This is a genomic window from Paraburkholderia sp. 35.1 (assembly GCF_050436525.1).
In the GTDB taxonomy this organism is placed as follows: domain Bacteria; phylum Pseudomonadota; class Gammaproteobacteria; order Burkholderiales; family Burkholderiaceae; genus Paraburkholderia; species Paraburkholderia tuberum.
The window spans coordinates 3,587,320-3,603,687 of the sequence record NZ_JBNDMJ010000003.1 but is presented as its reverse complement, the minus strand read 5'-3'; the positions used below and the strand labels follow the sequence as shown (position 1 = coordinate 3,603,687).

Annotated in this window: 19 protein-coding genes and 1 tRNA gene; 14 read left to right on the top strand and 6 right to left on the bottom strand. The window is 61.0% G+C overall.

Annotated elements, in window-relative coordinates; translation table 11 throughout:
- Positions 1–38: 38 nt before the first annotated feature.
- On the bottom strand, positions 39–1,022 hold the full coding sequence (locus OKW27_RS36895) for a LysR family transcriptional regulator (protein ID WP_429336355.1): 984 nt from the start codon (positions 1,020–1,022) through the stop codon (positions 39–41).
- A gap of 255 nt (positions 1,023–1,277) precedes the next feature.
- Between OKW27_RS36895 and OKW27_RS36890 the strand changes: the two genes are divergently transcribed.
- Entirely contained in the window at positions 1,278–2,702 is a 1,425-nt protein-coding gene (locus OKW27_RS36890) for a M20 family metallopeptidase (RefSeq protein ID WP_429336354.1), read from the top strand.
- A gap of 95 nt (positions 2,703–2,797) precedes the next feature.
- Here the strand turns inward: OKW27_RS36890 and OKW27_RS36885 are convergent, their stop codons facing one another.
- A complete protein-coding gene (locus OKW27_RS36885; protein WP_090804520.1) occupies positions 2,798–3,850 on the bottom strand; it encodes an NADP(H)-dependent aldo-keto reductase in 1,053 nt (350 codons plus the stop codon).
- A 168-nt stretch (positions 3,851–4,018) separates the two neighbouring features.
- On the opposite strand from OKW27_RS36885, the gene OKW27_RS36880 reads away from it, so the two are divergent.
- Positions 4,019–4,246, top strand: coding sequence for a DUF3820 family protein (locus OKW27_RS36880; protein WP_018418198.1), 228 nt, complete (start codon positions 4,019–4,021; stop codon positions 4,244–4,246).
- Positions 4,247–4,494: 248 nt separating this feature from the next.
- The gene (locus OKW27_RS36875; RefSeq protein WP_018418199.1) at positions 4,495–4,740 is read left to right on the top strand and encodes a hypothetical protein; all 246 of its coding nucleotides are present in this window, start codon (positions 4,495–4,497) and stop codon (positions 4,738–4,740) included.
- A 170-nt stretch (positions 4,741–4,910) separates the two neighbouring features.
- Here OKW27_RS36875 and OKW27_RS36870 read toward each other — a convergent pair whose 3' ends face one another.
- Positions 4,911–5,183 (bottom strand): sulfotransferase, encoded by a 273-nt coding sequence (locus tag OKW27_RS36870; protein WP_429336639.1) that lies wholly within the window; start codon positions 5,181–5,183, stop codon positions 4,911–4,913.
- Between the two features lie 409 nt (positions 5,184–5,592).
- Between OKW27_RS36870 and OKW27_RS36865 the strand changes: the two genes are divergently transcribed.
- From OKW27_RS36865 to OKW27_RS36845, 5 genes are all read left to right on the top strand, one after another.
- Entirely contained in the window at positions 5,593–5,958 is a 366-nt protein-coding gene (locus tag OKW27_RS36865) for a hypothetical protein (RefSeq protein WP_429336353.1), read from the top strand.
- Positions 5,959–6,080: 122 nt separating this feature from the next.
- Positions 6,081–7,082 (top strand): tRNA dihydrouridine(20/20a) synthase DusA, encoded by a 1,002-nt coding sequence (gene dusA / locus OKW27_RS36860; RefSeq protein WP_429336352.1) that lies wholly within the window; start codon positions 6,081–6,083, stop codon positions 7,080–7,082.
- Positions 7,083–7,171: 89 nt separating this feature from the next.
- Positions 7,172–7,247 (top strand) — tRNA-His (locus tag OKW27_RS36855).
- Positions 7,248–7,664: 417 nt separating this feature from the next.
- A complete protein-coding gene (locus OKW27_RS36850; protein ID WP_429336351.1) occupies positions 7,665–8,432 on the top strand; it encodes a hypothetical protein in 768 nt (255 codons plus the stop codon).
- Between the two features lie 110 nt (positions 8,433–8,542).
- A complete protein-coding gene (locus OKW27_RS36845) occupies positions 8,543–8,917 on the top strand; it encodes a hypothetical protein (protein ID WP_429336350.1) in 375 nt (124 codons plus the stop codon).
- 601 nt (positions 8,918–9,518) lie between these two features.
- On the opposite strand, the gene OKW27_RS36840 is transcribed toward OKW27_RS36845, so the two are convergent.
- Together OKW27_RS36840 and OKW27_RS36835 are read right to left on the bottom strand one after the other, a co-directional pair.
- A complete protein-coding gene (locus OKW27_RS36840; protein WP_429336349.1) occupies positions 9,519–10,001 on the bottom strand; it encodes a hypothetical protein in 483 nt (160 codons plus the stop codon).
- A 248-nt stretch (positions 10,002–10,249) separates the two neighbouring features.
- Entirely contained in the window at positions 10,250–11,209 is a 960-nt protein-coding gene (locus OKW27_RS36835) for an SOS response-associated peptidase family protein (protein ID WP_429336348.1), read from the bottom strand.
- Between the two features lie 436 nt (positions 11,210–11,645).
- Between OKW27_RS36835 and OKW27_RS36830 the strand changes: the two genes are divergently transcribed.
- From OKW27_RS36830 to OKW27_RS36805, 6 genes are all read left to right on the top strand, one after another.
- The gene (locus OKW27_RS36830; RefSeq protein ID WP_429336347.1) at positions 11,646–12,161 is read left to right on the top strand and encodes a hypothetical protein; all 516 of its coding nucleotides are present in this window, start codon (positions 11,646–11,648) and stop codon (positions 12,159–12,161) included.
- Positions 12,162–12,596: 435 nt separating this feature from the next.
- Positions 12,597–13,013, top strand: a complete 417-nt coding sequence (gene tnpA / locus OKW27_RS36825; protein WP_429336346.1) for an IS66 family insertion sequence element accessory protein TnpA — start codon at positions 12,597–12,599, stop codon at positions 13,011–13,013.
- Complete coding sequence (gene tnpB / locus OKW27_RS36820) at positions 13,007–13,354, top strand: IS66 family insertion sequence element accessory protein TnpB (RefSeq protein ID WP_133667121.1); 348 nt, start codon at positions 13,007–13,009, stop codon at positions 13,352–13,354. Before tnpA ends, tnpB begins: the two co-directional genes overlap by 7 nt.
- Positions 13,355–13,419: 65 nt before the next feature.
- Complete coding sequence (gene tnpC, locus OKW27_RS36815; RefSeq protein WP_429336345.1) at positions 13,420–14,943, top strand: IS66 family transposase; 1,524 nt, start codon at positions 13,420–13,422, stop codon at positions 14,941–14,943.
- 14 nt (positions 14,944–14,957) lie between these two features.
- Positions 14,958–15,449: a hypothetical protein gene (locus OKW27_RS36810; protein ID WP_429336344.1), complete on the top strand. Its 492-nt coding sequence runs from the start codon at positions 14,958–14,960 to the stop codon at positions 15,447–15,449.
- Positions 15,450–15,480: 31 nt separating this feature from the next.
- Positions 15,481–15,849, top strand: a complete 369-nt coding sequence (locus OKW27_RS36805; protein ID WP_429336343.1) for a calcium-binding protein — start codon at positions 15,481–15,483, stop codon at positions 15,847–15,849.
- A gap of 39 nt (positions 15,850–15,888) precedes the next feature.
- On the opposite strand, the gene OKW27_RS36800 is transcribed toward OKW27_RS36805, so the two are convergent.
- Positions 15,889–16,047, bottom strand: a complete 159-nt coding sequence (locus tag OKW27_RS36800; RefSeq protein ID WP_429336638.1) for a hypothetical protein — start codon at positions 16,045–16,047, stop codon at positions 15,889–15,891.
- Positions 16,048–16,368 lie beyond the last annotated feature (321 nt).

Below are 16,368 nucleotides of genomic sequence, written 5' to 3'. Positions count from 1 at the left end.
AGAACATTTGCCGCTTAGTGCGCGGCATGTGTCGCATTTCATGCATCGGCTCGCGGGCGCCGCGGCGTACGTTTACCGCGTCCACCGGCGAGCTTCGACGCCTGCGCCCCAGCCGGCTTCGCATCCGCGATCCGCGCGATCAGATGGTCGCGAAACGTGCGCACCGACGGGGGCAACTCGCGCCCCGCCATCGTCTGCACCTGGATGCTGCGCTGGCGCATCTGCGGGTCGGTGAGCGGAATCACGACGAAGCCGTCGTCGGCATAGCGGTCGCGCACCGACAGCAGCCCCGTGAACATGATCGCTCCGGACCGCTGCGCGTAGCGATAACTCGCGCCGCTGTTGTTGCAGATCAGGTCCGGCTCGAGGAGGATGCCTTCGAGCGCGCACGCGATGTCGATCAATTGGCGAATCGTGGTGCCCGTCTCCGACAACACGAGCGGATAGCGACTCACCTCGGCGAGCGACAGTTTCGCGCGCGCCGCAAGGGGATGATCGGCGCGCAGCAGCACGAACACCGGCGCGCGTTCGGTGTGCTCGACCTTCACGCCCTTCTCCGGCGCGAGGCTGAACGACAGCGCGATATCGACGTCGCCGTCGCGCACGTGGCGAGTGGCGTCGGCCGGCGACATCACGGTCAGCGTGAAATCGATGCCGGGGTGCTCGGCGCGGAAATCCGCAATCGCGGTGGGCAGGAAGTCGACCGCAAAACCCTCGGCGGTCGCGATCTTGATCCGGCTGCCGTGCAAGCTCGCGAGGCCGCTAATCTCTTTCATCACGTGCTCGGCTTCGAGCAGGCTGCGTTGCGCGTACGCAAGCAGCCGCTCACCGGCCTCGGACAGCGTCATGCCGCGCGGACGCCGCTCGAACAGCGTCACGCCGAGCTCGCTTTCGAGCCGCACGATTTGCCGGCTGATCGCCGATACCGCGACGTGCAGCCGCTCGGACGCGTCGCTCAGCGAGCCGCCGCGCGCGACTTCGACGAAATAACGCAACGCGATGCCATGCAGTGAACGTGCCATCCTGGACGCCTCGATCGAATCAGTTGCAACGGTGCCATGGGTGGGCGGGTGCCGCGGTTCAAGCCGACGCGCGACGCTTTGCTTTTCCGGCAAGGCAAGCTTCGAAACACGATCATTGTGACAAAAATGGCGCGCTTCTAGAATCGGTCGCAATCACGTTGCAGACGATTCGCCTGAACGCCGCGCCGAGCATCGAGCCATCGAGCCTCGCGGCCCTCCGCCCCTTCACCCATCCCCCGCATCGGAGACATCGACATGAGCCGCAACCAGGCCATCGAGCTTGCCACCCGGCACTTCGAATCCGGCGCTTTTCTCGCCGATCTGAACCGTCGCGTCGGTTTTCGCACCGAAAGCCAGGAAAGCGATCGCGGCGCACTGCTGCTGTCCTATCTGACCGACGAAATCCAGCCCGAAGCGGAGCGCCTCGGCTTCAGCACGCGCATCGTCGATAACCCGGTCGATGGCTTCGGTCCGTTCCTGATCGCCGACCGTCACGAAGGCGATCATCTGCCGACCGTGCTGATCTACGGCCACGGCGACGTCGTGCGCGGCTACGACAGCCAGTGGCGCGCGCCGCTGACGCCGTGGGCGGTGACCGTGGAAGGCGAGCGCTGGTTCGGTCGCGGCACCGCCGACAACAAAGGCCAGCACTCGATCAACCTCGCCGCGCTCGCGAGCACGCTCGCCGCGCGCGACGGCAAACTCGGCTTCAACACGAAGCTGTTGATCGAGATGGGTGAGGAAACCGGCTCGCCGGGGCTCGACGCGATCTGCCGTGCGCATCGCGACGAACTCGCCGCCGACGTGCTGATCGCCTCCGACGGTCCGCGTCTCGCAGCGCGTCGTCCGACCGTGTTTCTCGGCTCGCGCGGCGCGGTCAATTTCAGGCTGTCGCTGAACCTGCGCGACGGCGCGCATCACTCGGGCAACTGGGGCGGCTTGCTGCGCAATCCGGCGACGGTGCTCGCCAACGCGCTCGCGAGTCTCGTCGATGCGCGCGGCGTGATCGCAGTCGACGGCCTGCGTCCGCCGCCGATCCCCGAGACCGTGCGCCGCGCACTTGCCGACATCACGGTGGGCAACGGTCCGGGCGACCCCACCGTCGATGATAACTGGGGCGAGCCGGGTCTTTCCGCGCCCGAGCGCGTGTTCGGCTGGAACAGCTTCGAAGTGCTGGCCTTCAAGGCGGGCAATCCGGAGAACCCGGTCAACGCGATTCCGCCGTCGGCGTTCGCGGTCTGCCAGTTGCGTTTCGTGGTCGGCACCGATTGGGAAAACCTCGGCGAGCATCTGCGCGCGCATCTCGATGCGCACGGTTTTCAGCTGGTCGAAATCGACGTCGAACGCGGCGCGCCAGCCACGCGGCTGGATCCCGACGATCCGTGGGTCACGTGGGCGATCGCGTCGCTCGAAGCGACCACCGGCAAGAAGTCCGCGCTGCTGCCGAATCTCGGCGGCACGCTGCCGAACGAGGTATTCGCCGACACGCTCGGACTGCCGACGATCTGGGTGCCGCATTCTTATCCGGCCTGCTCGCAGCATGCGCCGAACGAGCACCTTCTGGCTCCGGTGGTGCGCGAGGGCCTGCAGATGATGGCGGGACTGTTCTGGGATCTCGGCGAGAACTCGCCGCTTGCGGCGAAGCGCGAGACGGTGGATACGGCAAAGGCCGCGGGTTGAGTTCGGCCGACGCCAAGTGATTCGCTGCGCCTTGCGCGGCCGCCCCGGCAATCGACCGGGGCCACCGCGGCAAGCGCGTCGCGCTTACCTCGACATCAAGGCGCCGGATTCGGCTGCAGCTCGTGCAGCCTGTCGATTTCCGCCAGCACTTCCGGCGACAGCTTCACGTCCGCGCTGGCGATGTTTTCCTTCAATTGTTCGAGCGAGGTCGCGCCGATCAGATTGCTGGTCACGAATGGCCGGCTATTGACGAACGCGAGCGCGAATTGCGCGGGGGTCATGCCGTGGCGCTTCGCGAGCTCGACGTAACGCGTGGTCGCCTGCACGGCTTGCGGCTTGCTATAGCGCTGGAAGCGCTCGAACAGCGTGATGCGCGCGCCGGCAGGACGCGCGCCGCCTTCGTACTTGCCCGACAGCCAGCCGAACGCGAGCGGTGAATACGCGAGCAGACCGATGTTGTCGCGATGCGCGTACTCGGACAGACCCACTTCGTACGTGCGGTTCAACAGGCTGTACGGATTCTGGATGCTGACGATGCGCGGCAAGCCGAGTCTTTCGGCCGCGCGCAGAAACTGCGCGACGCCCCACGGCGTTTCGTTCGACACGCCGATATGGCGCACCTTGCCAGCCTTCACGAATTCGGCGAGTACCGTCAGCGTTTCCTCGATCGGCACCGTGTACGCGTCGTCGACCCACGGATACGACGGACGGCCGAACGTCATCGTGCTGCGATCGGGCCAGTGCAGCTGATACAGATCGACGTAGTCCGTTTGCAGACGTTCGAGGCTGCCGTTGAGCGCCTCGGTCAGGTTCTTGCGATCGAACTGGTTGCCCTCGCCGCGAATATGACGCGGATTGTGCGGCTGACGCGCGGGGCCCGCGATCTTGGTGGCGAGCACGATCTTCTCGCGCGCGCTCTGGTGCTGCGCGAGCCACGTGCCGATGTAGCGCTCCGTCGAGCCTTGCGTTTCGGCGCGCGGTGGCACCGGATACATTTCCGCGGTGTCGATCAGGTTCACGCCGTGATCGAGTGCGTAGTCGATCTGCGCGTGCGCTTCCTGCTCGGTGTTCTGCTCGCCCCACGTCATCGTGCCGAGACCAATCAGGCTAACCTGCACGTCGGAGTCGCCGAGTCTGCGGTATTCCATCTAACTTGTCCTGTTGAAGAGGTGAACGGAAAGCGCAGACGTTATCACGCCGGCGCCTTACCTGCAGCAAGGCTAGAATGCGGGGCCATGCGTTGCAGCGCGCCGCCTGGTGCTTGCGCGTTGCGCGCTTTGCGCTCTCGATGCGCGTTTCATCATGACTTCGTTGCCATGAATCACGAACACCTCGAATTGCTGGTCACGCGCGTGATGCCCTACGGGAAATATAAAGGCCGCGTGATCGCCGACCTGCCCGGCCACTATCTGAACTGGTTCGCGAGCCAGGGCTTTCCGCCCGGCGAGATTGGCCGTCTGCTCGCGTTGATGCACGAGATCGATCACAACGGTTTGAAACCGCTGCTCGACCCCTTGCGCAAACCGAAGCCCCTGGAGCGTTGAGACCGTCGCCGTGAAAGCGTTGCCAGGCCGGCTGAAAGTCGCGGCGCAGGCAAACTGCAAGCAATGTAGGACAGTACAAATTCATACAGGTTTTTTCTTGCGGATCGCGTTTGCGTGGCCTTTAATCGGCATAGGTCGTCGCGCTGTGAAACGTCGAGAGTGAAGCGGATCAGTCGTCATTCGCTGAACGATTTCGATGTGTTCCGGCGCCGTGCGATCCCCCCGCCTTCGTGACTCCCTGCATGTCCATGTCGCAATTCAGCCTGTCGGCGTTGCTCGAATTCATCGGCCACGATCTGTCGCCGGTGCGCGCGGTCATCCTGTTCTTCGTGATCGGCTACGTCGTGGTCGGACTGCCTGTGCATTTTCGCCAGGGCGCCGCCTCGCGCGACATTTGGGGCACGGCCGCCGGCGTGACGATGGCCGCGATCTACGCGGCGTTCATTGCCGGCGTGTACCCGTGGCTGCATCACGTATCGGTGATCGCGCGTTGAGCGTCGGCCGCCGTCAGGTCGGGACCGAGACCTTCCCATAGCGGTTCACGCAATTCGCCTCGCGGCTGCCAGCGCCGCATCGACGTTCGATACAACGGTCGGCGCATCTGTGCGGAACTCGCGGTACTGACACTCCGCATCGTCTCGCGAAATGCGAGGCAACGTTCGTCTCACTCGAGCCCGCAATGCGCGAGCATGCGACGCACGTTCGCCTCGCAAGCGTCGACCAGCTCCTCGTGCTCGATCTCGATCATCACGCCCGCGTGTAGAACGCGCCGCCAGTGCGTTATCAACGCATCGTACGCGCGCTGACAGCGGCCCGGCTCGCCGAGGTGGCAGCCGAACGCCACGTCGCGAAAAATGCGCGAGAAAATCGATAGACAGGGCTGTAATCGCGAGCGGCGGCCATGATTGGTGCGCGCGTTCGGCAGCGCGAGATGAATGAGGCGACGTTGATGAAGTTGAACGGGTATTGGTCGGCAAAGCGCGCGAGCGGGCCAAGCGATTCCGCCTCGTTGTCGCGCATGCCCTGGCGATACAGCACGTCGCCTTTGAGCAGATGATCGAACGGGGCGGGCAAGCGAATCGCTTCCGACTTAAACGACGAATCGTCCGATGGAAGTTAGCAGCCACGCCCGTCAGTAACGTATCAGATCGTTAACGAAGTGTTACCGCAACGCCGCTCGGTAATACGCGAGAAGATTGGCGAAACGGTCGAGCGTCGCGGCAACGGCTCGCGTGGTCGAAGCCCCGAGCGCGCACCGCCGCGCCGGCGCGGGTAACGCTCGGACACAAACGCGGCTGAACTCCGTTGCGCGCGGTTTTTCTGAGGTTTACGTGAAGGAGAAAATCGTGACCAGGCTCATTGCATCGATGACGCTGCTAGCGGCCGCGGCAGCGAGCATCACTGGATGCGTCGTCGCGCCGCCAGCGGACTACGGCTATGCGCAACCCTACTATCCCTACGCGTATGGACCGCCTTACTACGGACCGGCGTACGGCTCGGTTGGTATCTATGGCGGTTTCGGAGGGTCGTGCTGCTATTACGGACATGGGTATTGGCACGGGCGCGGCGGATGGCATGGCGGTGGCGGGCACGGCGGGCACGGCGGATGGCATGGCGGGGACGGCGGATGGCACGGTGGCGGATACGGCGGCATGCACGGCGGCAGCAGCTCGTGGAGCAGTGGCGGCGGGACGGGGGGACATGGACACTAAGGCATTGACTCATTGACGAACCGGTGCCCGCCTCTGTCGCGACAGTGATATGGCTCCAGCGCCCGGCGGTTTCTGGCCTTGCGGTAAAATTATTGTTTTGATTCAAGCCGCCTGGCCGCTCCATGTCTTTACCTCGCACTCCCAGCCCCCGCCGCGTGTCCGTTGCCCCGATGATGGATTGGACGGATCGTCATTGCCGCTCGCTGCATCGAATGATTTCGCGCCATACCTGGCTTTACACGGAGATGGTGACGACCGGCGCGCTGTTGCATGGTGACGTGCCGCGTCATCTCGCATTCACGCCCGACGAAGCGCCAGTCGCGCTGCAACTCGGCGGCAGCGAGCCCGACGATCTCGCGCGTTCGGCCAAGCTCGGCGAGCAATGGGGCTATGACGAAATCAATTTGAATTGCGGCTGCCCATCCGAGCGCGTGCAACGCGGCGCGTTCGGCGCATGCCTGATGAACGAGCCGCAACTCGTCGCCGATTGCGTGAAGGCGATGCGCGACGTCGTATCGGTGCCAGTCACGGTCAAGCACCGCATCGGCGTCGATACGGTCGAGGAATACGGCTTCGTCCGCGATTTTGTCGGCACGATCGCGCAAGCCGGCTGTGAGGTCTTTATCGTTCATGCGCGCAACGCGATACTGAAGGGCCTGAGCCCGAAGGAAAATCGCGAGATTCCGCCGCTCAAGTACGACTACGCGTATCAGTTGAAGCGCGATTTTCCGCAGCTGGAAATCGTCATCAATGGCGGTATCAAGACGCTCGACGAAGTCGACGCGCATCTTCAGCACGTCGACGGCGTGATGCTCGGGCGCGAGGCGTATCACAACCCCTACCTGCTCGCCGATGTCGACGCGCGCTTCTACGACTCCGCGCAGGCGCCGCTGACCCGCGAGCAGGTCGAAGCGAAACTGATCGAGTATTGCGCGACCGAAATGGCGCGCGGCACCTATCTCGGCGCGATCATGCGCCATGCGCTTGGGCTGTATCGCGGCGAAGCGGGTGCGCGTGGTTGGCGTCGAGTTTTGTCCGACAGCAAGCGACTTGCGGCCCGTGATCTGACCATCTTCGACGAAGCAAGACAGCATCTGCGCGAGCCCATCGAAATTTTTGAATAAAGGACTAGGCAAACCACCACCTAGTCCCTATAATCTCGTTTCTTCGTCGGCGAGACAGGTTTTTAGAGCAAGTCAAGCGGATGTTAGTGGTGGCTGTAGCTCAGTTGGTAGAGTCCAGGATTGTGATTCCTGTCGTCGTGGGTTCGAGTCCCATCAGCCACCCCAAAGAATTCACTAGAATCAATCGTTTATCGAAGTTCGTGGATTTCATAACGTGAAATTCGGAACGAAAACGAGGATTTCGGAATAAGCCCGCCATCGAGCGGGCTTTTTTGCGTCCCGATTTGGGCGAAGAGCGACACGCTCTCGCACTGGAGTTTGGCTGGCGCCCGAGTCTTGACCGAGTTTTTCTCGCCTTTCGATTAGTGATGTCAGGGAGGGACTCGAACACTTCGATGTGGCCTTTCGCGCCCGGATCGCTGCCATTCTTCAGTACAGGGAGGCTCAGGAAGGTTGCACCTCGTCAGCGCTCACTTCCGAGCGAACCGCGGCGGCGCTGGAAAGTCCATAAATGGACTCTCCAGCGGGCTAATATCACATTGAATAGTAGACGGGCGCCTGACGACCGGCGAGAATCATGTCATGGAAACGAACCGGATCACCATTTCACTAGAGGATGACTCGCCGGGCTACGAAATTAGTCCCGCGCGCGTTCCCTTGGCAACGCTGGCAATTTTTGCCGGCGAGGTCCGGGAATTTCTGAAAGGAAGCGGAAAAGATGGCGATGCAGACGCTGCGGAAGTAGCAGTAGTGCAGGGATCGTTGGCCGTCCAGTCGCTGGATTTTATGTCGCCGAGCCTCGTTCATGACCTGGGTATGTTGGCCACTAACGCTGATCTAGGCCGGATCGATTCCAAACGGCGTACGATAGTCCAGCGCTGGCAGTCCTCGGCTCACAAAAGAGCATCGCTAAAAATTAAAATTCAGGCCGATCGCGTAGGCGTCATTGCCATATCGAACCAAACAAATTTTCGGGCCGAGAGCGATCAGCGTCTTGTAAATGTCGAACGTTACATCCGCGGCGAAGTTGTGGATCTTGGCGGGGCGACCCAGCCAAATGCGCACATAAAGCTTCCTGATGGGAAAACATTGGTCGTGCGCACGGACCGAGAGTTGATTCGGTCAGAGACCGAAAATCATCTTTACAAGCAAGTGCATCTGCGTATCCGTGCGAAGCTGAATCTCGAAACTGGCGACCTCACCGACGCCAAACTGGTCGAGTTCATTCACTATTCGCCGCGTTTTGATCCGGATGCGTTCGCCAAGCTCACAGCCAATGGCGAGGAAGCCTGGAAGGATGTGGAAGATCCGGCCGCATGGGTGCGACATATCCGGGGGTCTTCCGATTGAATTCTGTGCTGTTGGATACGAGCTTTTTAATCTGCCTCAGCAGTCCAAGTCGACCTCACCACGAACTTGCAAAACAGTACTTCCAGCGATTCATCGCGTCGGGAGTCACAATGCATCTTTCCACGATCGTGATCAGTGAATATGAGGTTAGGCAGCGGATCAACGATTTAGGCTTGCGAAATTTCATCGTGATGCCATTCAATATCGATGAGGCAATTACCGCGGCCAAGGTTTTCTCCGTCATGCATGCTCAGCGGGAAACCGGAGACGAGCGGGATGCAGTGAAAGATGACGCAAAACTGCTTGGCCAGTGCGTCGCTGGTGGCATTACCCATTTTGTGACTGACGACGCACCGTGTGCTCAGCGCATATCGAAATTCCGCGGGCAAGCCTCGATTACAGGGCTGCCTCATGCGATAAGCTTGCACGACCCATTTTGGGAAGGATGGTTCTCTGACGGAAATCAAGGGCACCTCGCCCTCTGACTCTCGAAGCGCGGCCTGAGGCTCCGCTGCGAGCGGGGTTGCTCTCCCATTCCCATTGGGGCAGTTTGCGTCGAATCATGGAACGATGGCTAGACCAAGATGCTCTTCAGTCAACGGCGCGGCTACATATGGTTCCAAGAAAATCGACCGCCGTCTGCTCTAGTCGATTAGTTAGTTGGCTCGACCGAAGTACACCCGCATTTCGCCTCGCGAACTGACACCCGATCAGGCGGCCATTCGATGCTCGTAGAATGGCCGCTAGCGATCGTCCAGGATGGCGTGCAACATTGCCACATTTGCCGGTTCCGGACTCAACCACGCGTCGATGTTCTCGGGCTAGTTCGGAACGATGCATCGGTCATAACCAGTTGCCGAGACTTCTGGACGGCGGCTCGTCGGCGACCGCTCACGACGGCGGATTCAACCGGTGGATGCAATAGTTTGCTGGAATCGTTCGGCGGGCGTTTCGTAGTCCAGCGGCTTTCGAGTCGCAAGAGACATGGCAGCATGCTTGGGGCCGTAACCCTTGCTGGCTACGCGAGTGCCACTACTGAACTTGCTGTACCTCCCTCGTTGAATCACTAAGTTCCACGAGGCGGCCTCAACTCTTGGATTTGTTCACCGACTTTCCAAACCAGAAACCAAGCACCGAGGTCAGCGCGTAATCCAAAGGCTTTATCGACTCCGTGTTTCCGTCGCGCCACAACAAGTAGACCACTGCTCCCACGATGATGATGCTGATTACCGAGATTACGATCGTGCCAAAATTAATGGATGTGACTCTCCGGGTCCACATAACGGCTTCCCGAAGTGCCATCTCGTGATCGTAAAAGACCTGTGCCTCACCATCACGAATCAGCACTGACCAGTATTCCTGCTCCTGAGACGGAGGCGTCACGAATTCCACCAGATAAAGCGTTCCGCCTGCGTAGTCCTTGATGCGATTGTAGATACGCGGGTCGTTCGCTTGTTTGTTGTATGCGTAAAGCGCCTTTATGGCGACTTCGTCTTCCGAAAGACGAGAACCGCCGATCATCTTTCGGCGTGACTTTTCGGCTCGTGCGGCACCAGGTATATCTGCCATTTTAGCCACCTCACAAGAAGACTCTCGCTGGGTCTAGGCCCCTGTTTGTTGACGGGCAATTCACAGTTAAGTGGAAGAACCTCGGAGATACAAGGCTGCGCCGAAGGAAGAGCGGTCGCGGCGATGAAAAGTCTCGCTGTGGTGCGGCGACAGGTCTTCCTATTCACTGATGCTGGGCGTCAGCGGAAGGGACCCTCCTGCCGCTGGATCGCCTTCCACCCTAGGCGCACGGTCGAACCGGTGTCCCGTCACGCCGCCAATCGATGCTCATAGTACGGTCGATATCGATCATCCAAGATTGCGTGCAGCGCCGCCAGATTCGCCGGATCCGGCGACAACCACGCGTCGATATTTTCTGGTTTGATCGGCACGATACAGCGATCATGTCCCGCTGCGGCCACCTCGGGCGGCGGCTCGTCGGTTATTGCCGCAAACGACAACAGATCGGGCTCCCCCGGCGCTTTCCAATGTGACCACAGACAGGCGACCAGCATCTGGCCGCCCGTATTCGGTCGGAATTCAAGAACGACGCTCTCGTCTTGCTCGCCCTCCTCCAGCTCGCGCCCCTCCATCTTTGCCCGGCTGACGTTCTCATAGAACGTGGACACGATCATCACCCCGTGCGAGTAGCCGAATAGCTGCTTCCAGAAGCCTTCGAGATTGTCGCGACGCGCGTTGTAGGTGCCCGGGTACTTCGTGACGTAGAACGGCGGCTTGCCCGCTGGCCGACACTGGTACCGCATCGGCTTGATGACCCGATGCCCGTCCTCGATGACCATGACGGGCGCATAGCCGCCAGGGAAAATCCGGGAATCACGATCCTTTAATTCGACCCGCCGGATGTCGTCCAGGCGTCGCCGGGCCGCGTCGATCTTGTCCGTTGCGATGCGCCTGCTTTCCGTGGCCGCCTTGGTGGTTTTGGACTGGAGAATACGCTCGGCGTCTGCGAGCCGCGCGCGCTGCTTGAACATTTCCTGCTCAAGTGCTGCGGTCTGCTCCAGGTTGAATTCGTCGATCAGCGCCTTGATCTCGCGCTCGATTTCGTTGTTCGGGTCGGCAAACGCCGCGTCGACGGCCTTGGGAATCTTCACCTTCTTTTTCTGTGAGCGCTCGAAGTACAGCTGGGCGAACTCCCGGAGACCTATGTCCGCGCCGAACTCCTTCACATAGTTGCGATAGTCCGCTTCTATTTGTGCCGAGTAGCACATAGCGCCACCTCGAATTTTTGGGATAACCCAATGATACTGCTGCCGGCCCCAGATATACTGTACATTCATACAGTATTACGCACCCCATGTCTCACATCCGCTACCCTGACGGCGCCACTGACCGCCCCTGCCGTTTCTGCGAGCACTGGGGCGGTGAGGTTGCTGGCGGATCGCACGCGTTGTACGTGCGCGGCGGCGCGGCCGGCAAGTCCAAGCGAGCCCAGACAGCGGCTGCGTCTATTGGGTCAGAGCCGTCGGCGCCAATGACGACTCGACTCAAGATGATCAAGCGAGCAGGAAAAAGGCATGGCGCTAGCCCACTTCGGGGCAGCCGGCTTTCAGATGCACCGCCAGCTTGCGAATAGCTTTTTCCGTCGATAGAATCGTTTCCCGTTACAAATTGTAACAACCATAAATCCACAATACGGGAAGCAAAATGAAAAAAGCGACATTGGGCACTCTCGCATGCGTCGCCGCACTCAGCGGCTGCGCATCTATCGTCGGCGGAACGAATCAAGTCGTCTCCGTGCAGACAATAAAGGGGGCAGACGAATTCACCGGCGCTGCTTGCAAACTGGAAAACGACAAGGGGACGTGGTTCATCAAGACGCCCGGATCGGTGACCATTCACCGAGCCTACGGAGATCTGAGTGTGAAATGCGAAAAGGATGGCGTTGATCCGGGCATCGCAACCGTGAAGTCGAGCACGAAGGGCATGGCCTTCGGCAACATCCTTTTCGGTGGGTTGATCGGCGCTGGCGTTGACATGAGCACCGGCGCCGCATACGACTACCCAGCGCTCATTACCGTAAGCATGGGGTTGACCACGATTATTGAGCCGCCGAAGAAGGCCGACGATCAGAAGGCTGCCGCGAGCGATGCATCTTCGGCCGCTGGCCCCACCCTTGCCGCAGCGAAAGACCTAAAGCCAGTAACTAACACCACGAAGTGATCACGTCGCCGGCAGGAGGCTCAGATCACCAATAGCCTTCCGCCGGCATGCCCTCTGCATTCGCGGCGACAGGAAGCAGGCGCAGGCTCAGTCAGAGCCGGATGCGTCCATTGGCTACGGGCGATCGGGGCAGATGATGATCTCGAGGAGCGTCCACGTCGACGCTAGCGCGGTGCGGAATGTCTGCCCAGCGACCCAAGGCCGCGCGACGATTTCAGAATTGTCCGACCGTTGACCACGGACAAGATAGGGGACTTTAATGATGATGGATTGCCTCCCCTGCGACCCGGATTTCCAGTTGCCAACCTTCCGCCCCGTTACGGCCGTTCAACGTTCTGACGTTCAACGGCAGCTACGTATCCGTCAGCGCATCCCGTCTTGAACGCACGTAAGTGCGGTGCCAAGGTGTTGCCATCGTAACGACGGAGCCATGCGATGGACGACACATCGGGAGAAACGGCTGTACCAACAGGTGCGCGACGCCCCCGGCAAGGCGAGGCATTCTGGCGCGAAATGGTCGTGGCATGGACCGCAAGCGGACTCGGCACGCGACGTTTCTGTCGTGAGCGCGGGCTGGCCCTCAGTACCTTCGGCCTGTGGCGCAAGAAGCTCTCGGGCGAGGCTCGGGCGGAGGTGCGTCCGCTCGAGCTCACGCCAGACGCGGCATTTATCGTTTCCCATCCGGACACCACACCAGCCATTCAGGCGCCGCCACCGGCATTGGACGCTTCGTCGTCTTCAGGTGATCGGGTGACGTTGTCGCTCGCCGGTGTTCGCGTCGAGCTGACGGGCGTTCATGCCGAGCGCATCGTGCGTTTCGTGCTCGGACAGCTTGGAGGTGCACGGTGCTGATCGCAGCCGATGTCCGTGCGTATATCTGTCGTGAACCGGTCGATATGCGCAAATCGATTGATGGGCTGTCATATCTGGTCGAACCGCTGCTTGCCCAGAACCCTGTCTCGGGCAATCTGTTCGTGTTCGTCGGCCGGGATCGCTCGAAAGTCAAATGTCTATACTGGGATCGCACCGGCTTCGCACTCTGGTACAAGCGCCTTGAACGGCGCCGCTTTCCGTCACCGTTGGCGCTCGCGCAACGCGGCTTCACGCTTGCCGAACTCAACGCCTGGCTCGAGGGCATTGAGATTCCGGCACGCGAGCCGCATCGCGCCGTCGCGGTGACGCGTGTGAGTTGACTTTGCGCCCGCCTGCGCAGATACAAGGCTCCCCGGTCTTGTAAACGTCGCGCGAGTTGGGCATCATGATAGCCATGCCGCCCACCGCCATCACTGTCGCGGAATTGCCGGTCGAGCCCGATGCGCTGCAAGCCTTCGCGCTCGAGCAGAACCGGCTGGCGTGCCTGCTGTGGGAGCAGCTGGAAGCGCTGCAGCACCAGATTGCCCAGGCGAACCGCGCCCGCTTCGGCGTCAGTTCCGAGCGGCTGGCGGGCCAGGCGGAACTGTTCGATGCCGCCACGGAGTTACCCGTTCCGCCCGAGCACGCCGAGGTTCCGGTCGCGGGCCACACCCGCAAAGGGCGTCCGGCATTGCCGAAGGACTTGCCGCGCACGCGTATTGAATACGATCTGAACGACGAACAGAAAGCCGCATTTGATTCGCTCGAGCGGATCGGCGAGGAGCGCAGCGAGACACTGCACTACGAGCCATCGAGGCTCACCGTTATCGAGCACATCCGCTTCAAGTACGCAGCGAAGAAGGATGGTGAGTCGACCATCGTGGCCGCAAGCGCCCAACCTTCGCCGCTACCGAAGAGCAACGCAAGCGCGAGTCTGCTGGCTAACATTCTGGTCAACACCTACGTCGATCATCTGCCCTTGAACCGGCAGGAGATGCGCTATGCACGACGTGGCGTACATCTGCCCCGGGCAACGCTGTGCGAATGGAAGCTGGCGGCAGCCGAACTGCTCGAAGTGCTGCTGCCACCGCTACGGGCTCACCAGTTGCAGGCACCCCGCATGCACGTGGACGACACGACGCTGCCGTTACTCGAGAAGGGTCGCACGGCGACGCGCACAGCACGATTATGGGGATACCTGGGCGCGGGCCAGCGCGAGGAGAACGGCGTCTGGGTTGACCACCCGCCGGCGGTCGTGTTCGAGTTCGCTGAGTCGCGCTCCGGTTCGCATCCGCTACGTTACCTGCAGAAGTACAAAGGCTATCTGCAGGCGGACGCGTACAGTGGGCATGGCGCACTCTACGATACCGGCGACATCGTCGAGGTCGGATGCTGGGCTCATTGCCGCCGACGCTTCTTCGAGATCGCGAAGGCGCAGAGCAAACCGGGACTTGCGGCGCAGGCGCTGCAGTGGATTGCCAACCTGTACGCGATCGAGTCGCGCATCCGGGACCAAACACCTGATCTCAAATATGCTGCGCGCCAAGCCGAGGCGTTGCCGATACTTGTGCGGTTCCGGCAATGGCTGGAAGGCAACGTCATCGGTTTGCCAGTTCAGGCGCCGCTCGCAAAGGCGTTCGGCTATGCGTTACGTCACTGGCAGGCACTCATTCGCTACACCGAAAGCGGTATCCTGCTGCCTGATAACAATGCTCTCGAGCGTCAAATTCGCCCTATCGCCCTGGGGAGAGCCAATTGGACATTCGCGGGCTCGCCGCGTGGCGCCAAGGCCGCCGCCACGATGTACTCTCTGCTCGGCACGGCTCGCCTGAACGGTTTCGAACCGTATGCGTGGCTCAAGGACACGCTCGAGAAGCTGCCGTCGTATCCTGTCAATCGCGCGCACGAACTATTGCCGCTCTCCCGTTAAACGCCTTCACGTTCATGGACATTCTCGACTCGCTTCGGCAGGCCCCCAGCGCCGAGCTGTATCGCCTTTATCTCGCCATCGGAAAAATGCTCCATGACCCGCGACGCATTCTGGAAGTACGTCAGCGCCTGCACCTCGGAATGGCCGTCAGTTATATCGGCGACAATCCGCTGGGACCTCCGTCGCAGGGCACCGTCGTCGAGCTTCGACACGCACAGGCGATCGTTCAGGACAGTGTGAGCCGGCGGCGCTGGGCGCTACCGTATGCGGCGATCGTTGCCGATAGCGCGGCCGCCCCGATTCATCCCGAACCGGCACCGCCACCGCGCGCACAACGCGAAGAGTTCTTCGTCGGCGACACCGTTGGTTTCACCGACAAACACCTAAGCGAGCGGGTCGGCACCATCGTCAGGCTGAACTCGAAAACTGCCTCGATTGCCGTGACAGACTCCGAAGGACACTGGCGCGTTTCCTACGGCCTGCTGCGGCGTATCGTCGACCTATAACCCCATCTATGCCGATCACCCGTGCAACATCATGGTCAGGACCAAAATCAACGCGGAACGTGAACATCGCATCGAGATGGAGGTGGTCGTCGACGCCTATACCGAGGAAGAGCGGGCGACGTCGTGGCACTGCTATCTGGAAGAACAGCTCTCGTTTCCATTCGAGGCCGGCATTCGCAAAGCAATGGCCTCTTCACCGCTGCGCCCGGGTGAACACGTCTCGGTCACAGGACTCGCTCATGAAGACCTGTGTCGGGTTGGCATCTTCGTCTGGGTTCAGTGGGGCCAACGTGACGTGGTGGCACCCCTGGCCCAGATCGTTCCGGTGAGCTGCGATGAACCGACACAAGTAGCCGTCGCTGACTGGCACTACTGGCATGATCAAGGTTACGCGTTCTGACATTCAGAAAGCCGTCGCACTGTCGCAGTGGGATCTCGCTCACCTCGTCCTGATCTCTCGCAGTGTTGTTGGTCCCGTACTAAATTCCAACTTCTGACGGGTTACGCTGACGGATACGCCGAAGGTACTGAGGGCCAGCCCGCGCTCACGACAGAAACGTCGCGTGCCGAGTCCGCTTGCGGTCCATGCCACGACCATTTCGCGCCAGAATGCCTCGCCTTGCCGGGGGCGTCGCGCACCTGTTGGTACAGCCGTTTCTCCCGATGTGTCGTCCATCGCATGGCTCCGTCGTTACGATGGCAACACCTTGGCACCGCACTTACGTGCGTTCAAGACGGGATGCGCTGACGGATACGCAGCTACCGGAGTGGAAGAGTCGTTTGGGGCGCTGGCTCACCGGGAGCTGGTCTGTCAAATAAGAAGCCATATTTCAAAAGGCAGTGTCACATTCAGCGCACAACAGACGCCGGGTCAACCAGCGCGCCGGTAGACCGCGGCGCATTCCTCAGATGACCTACA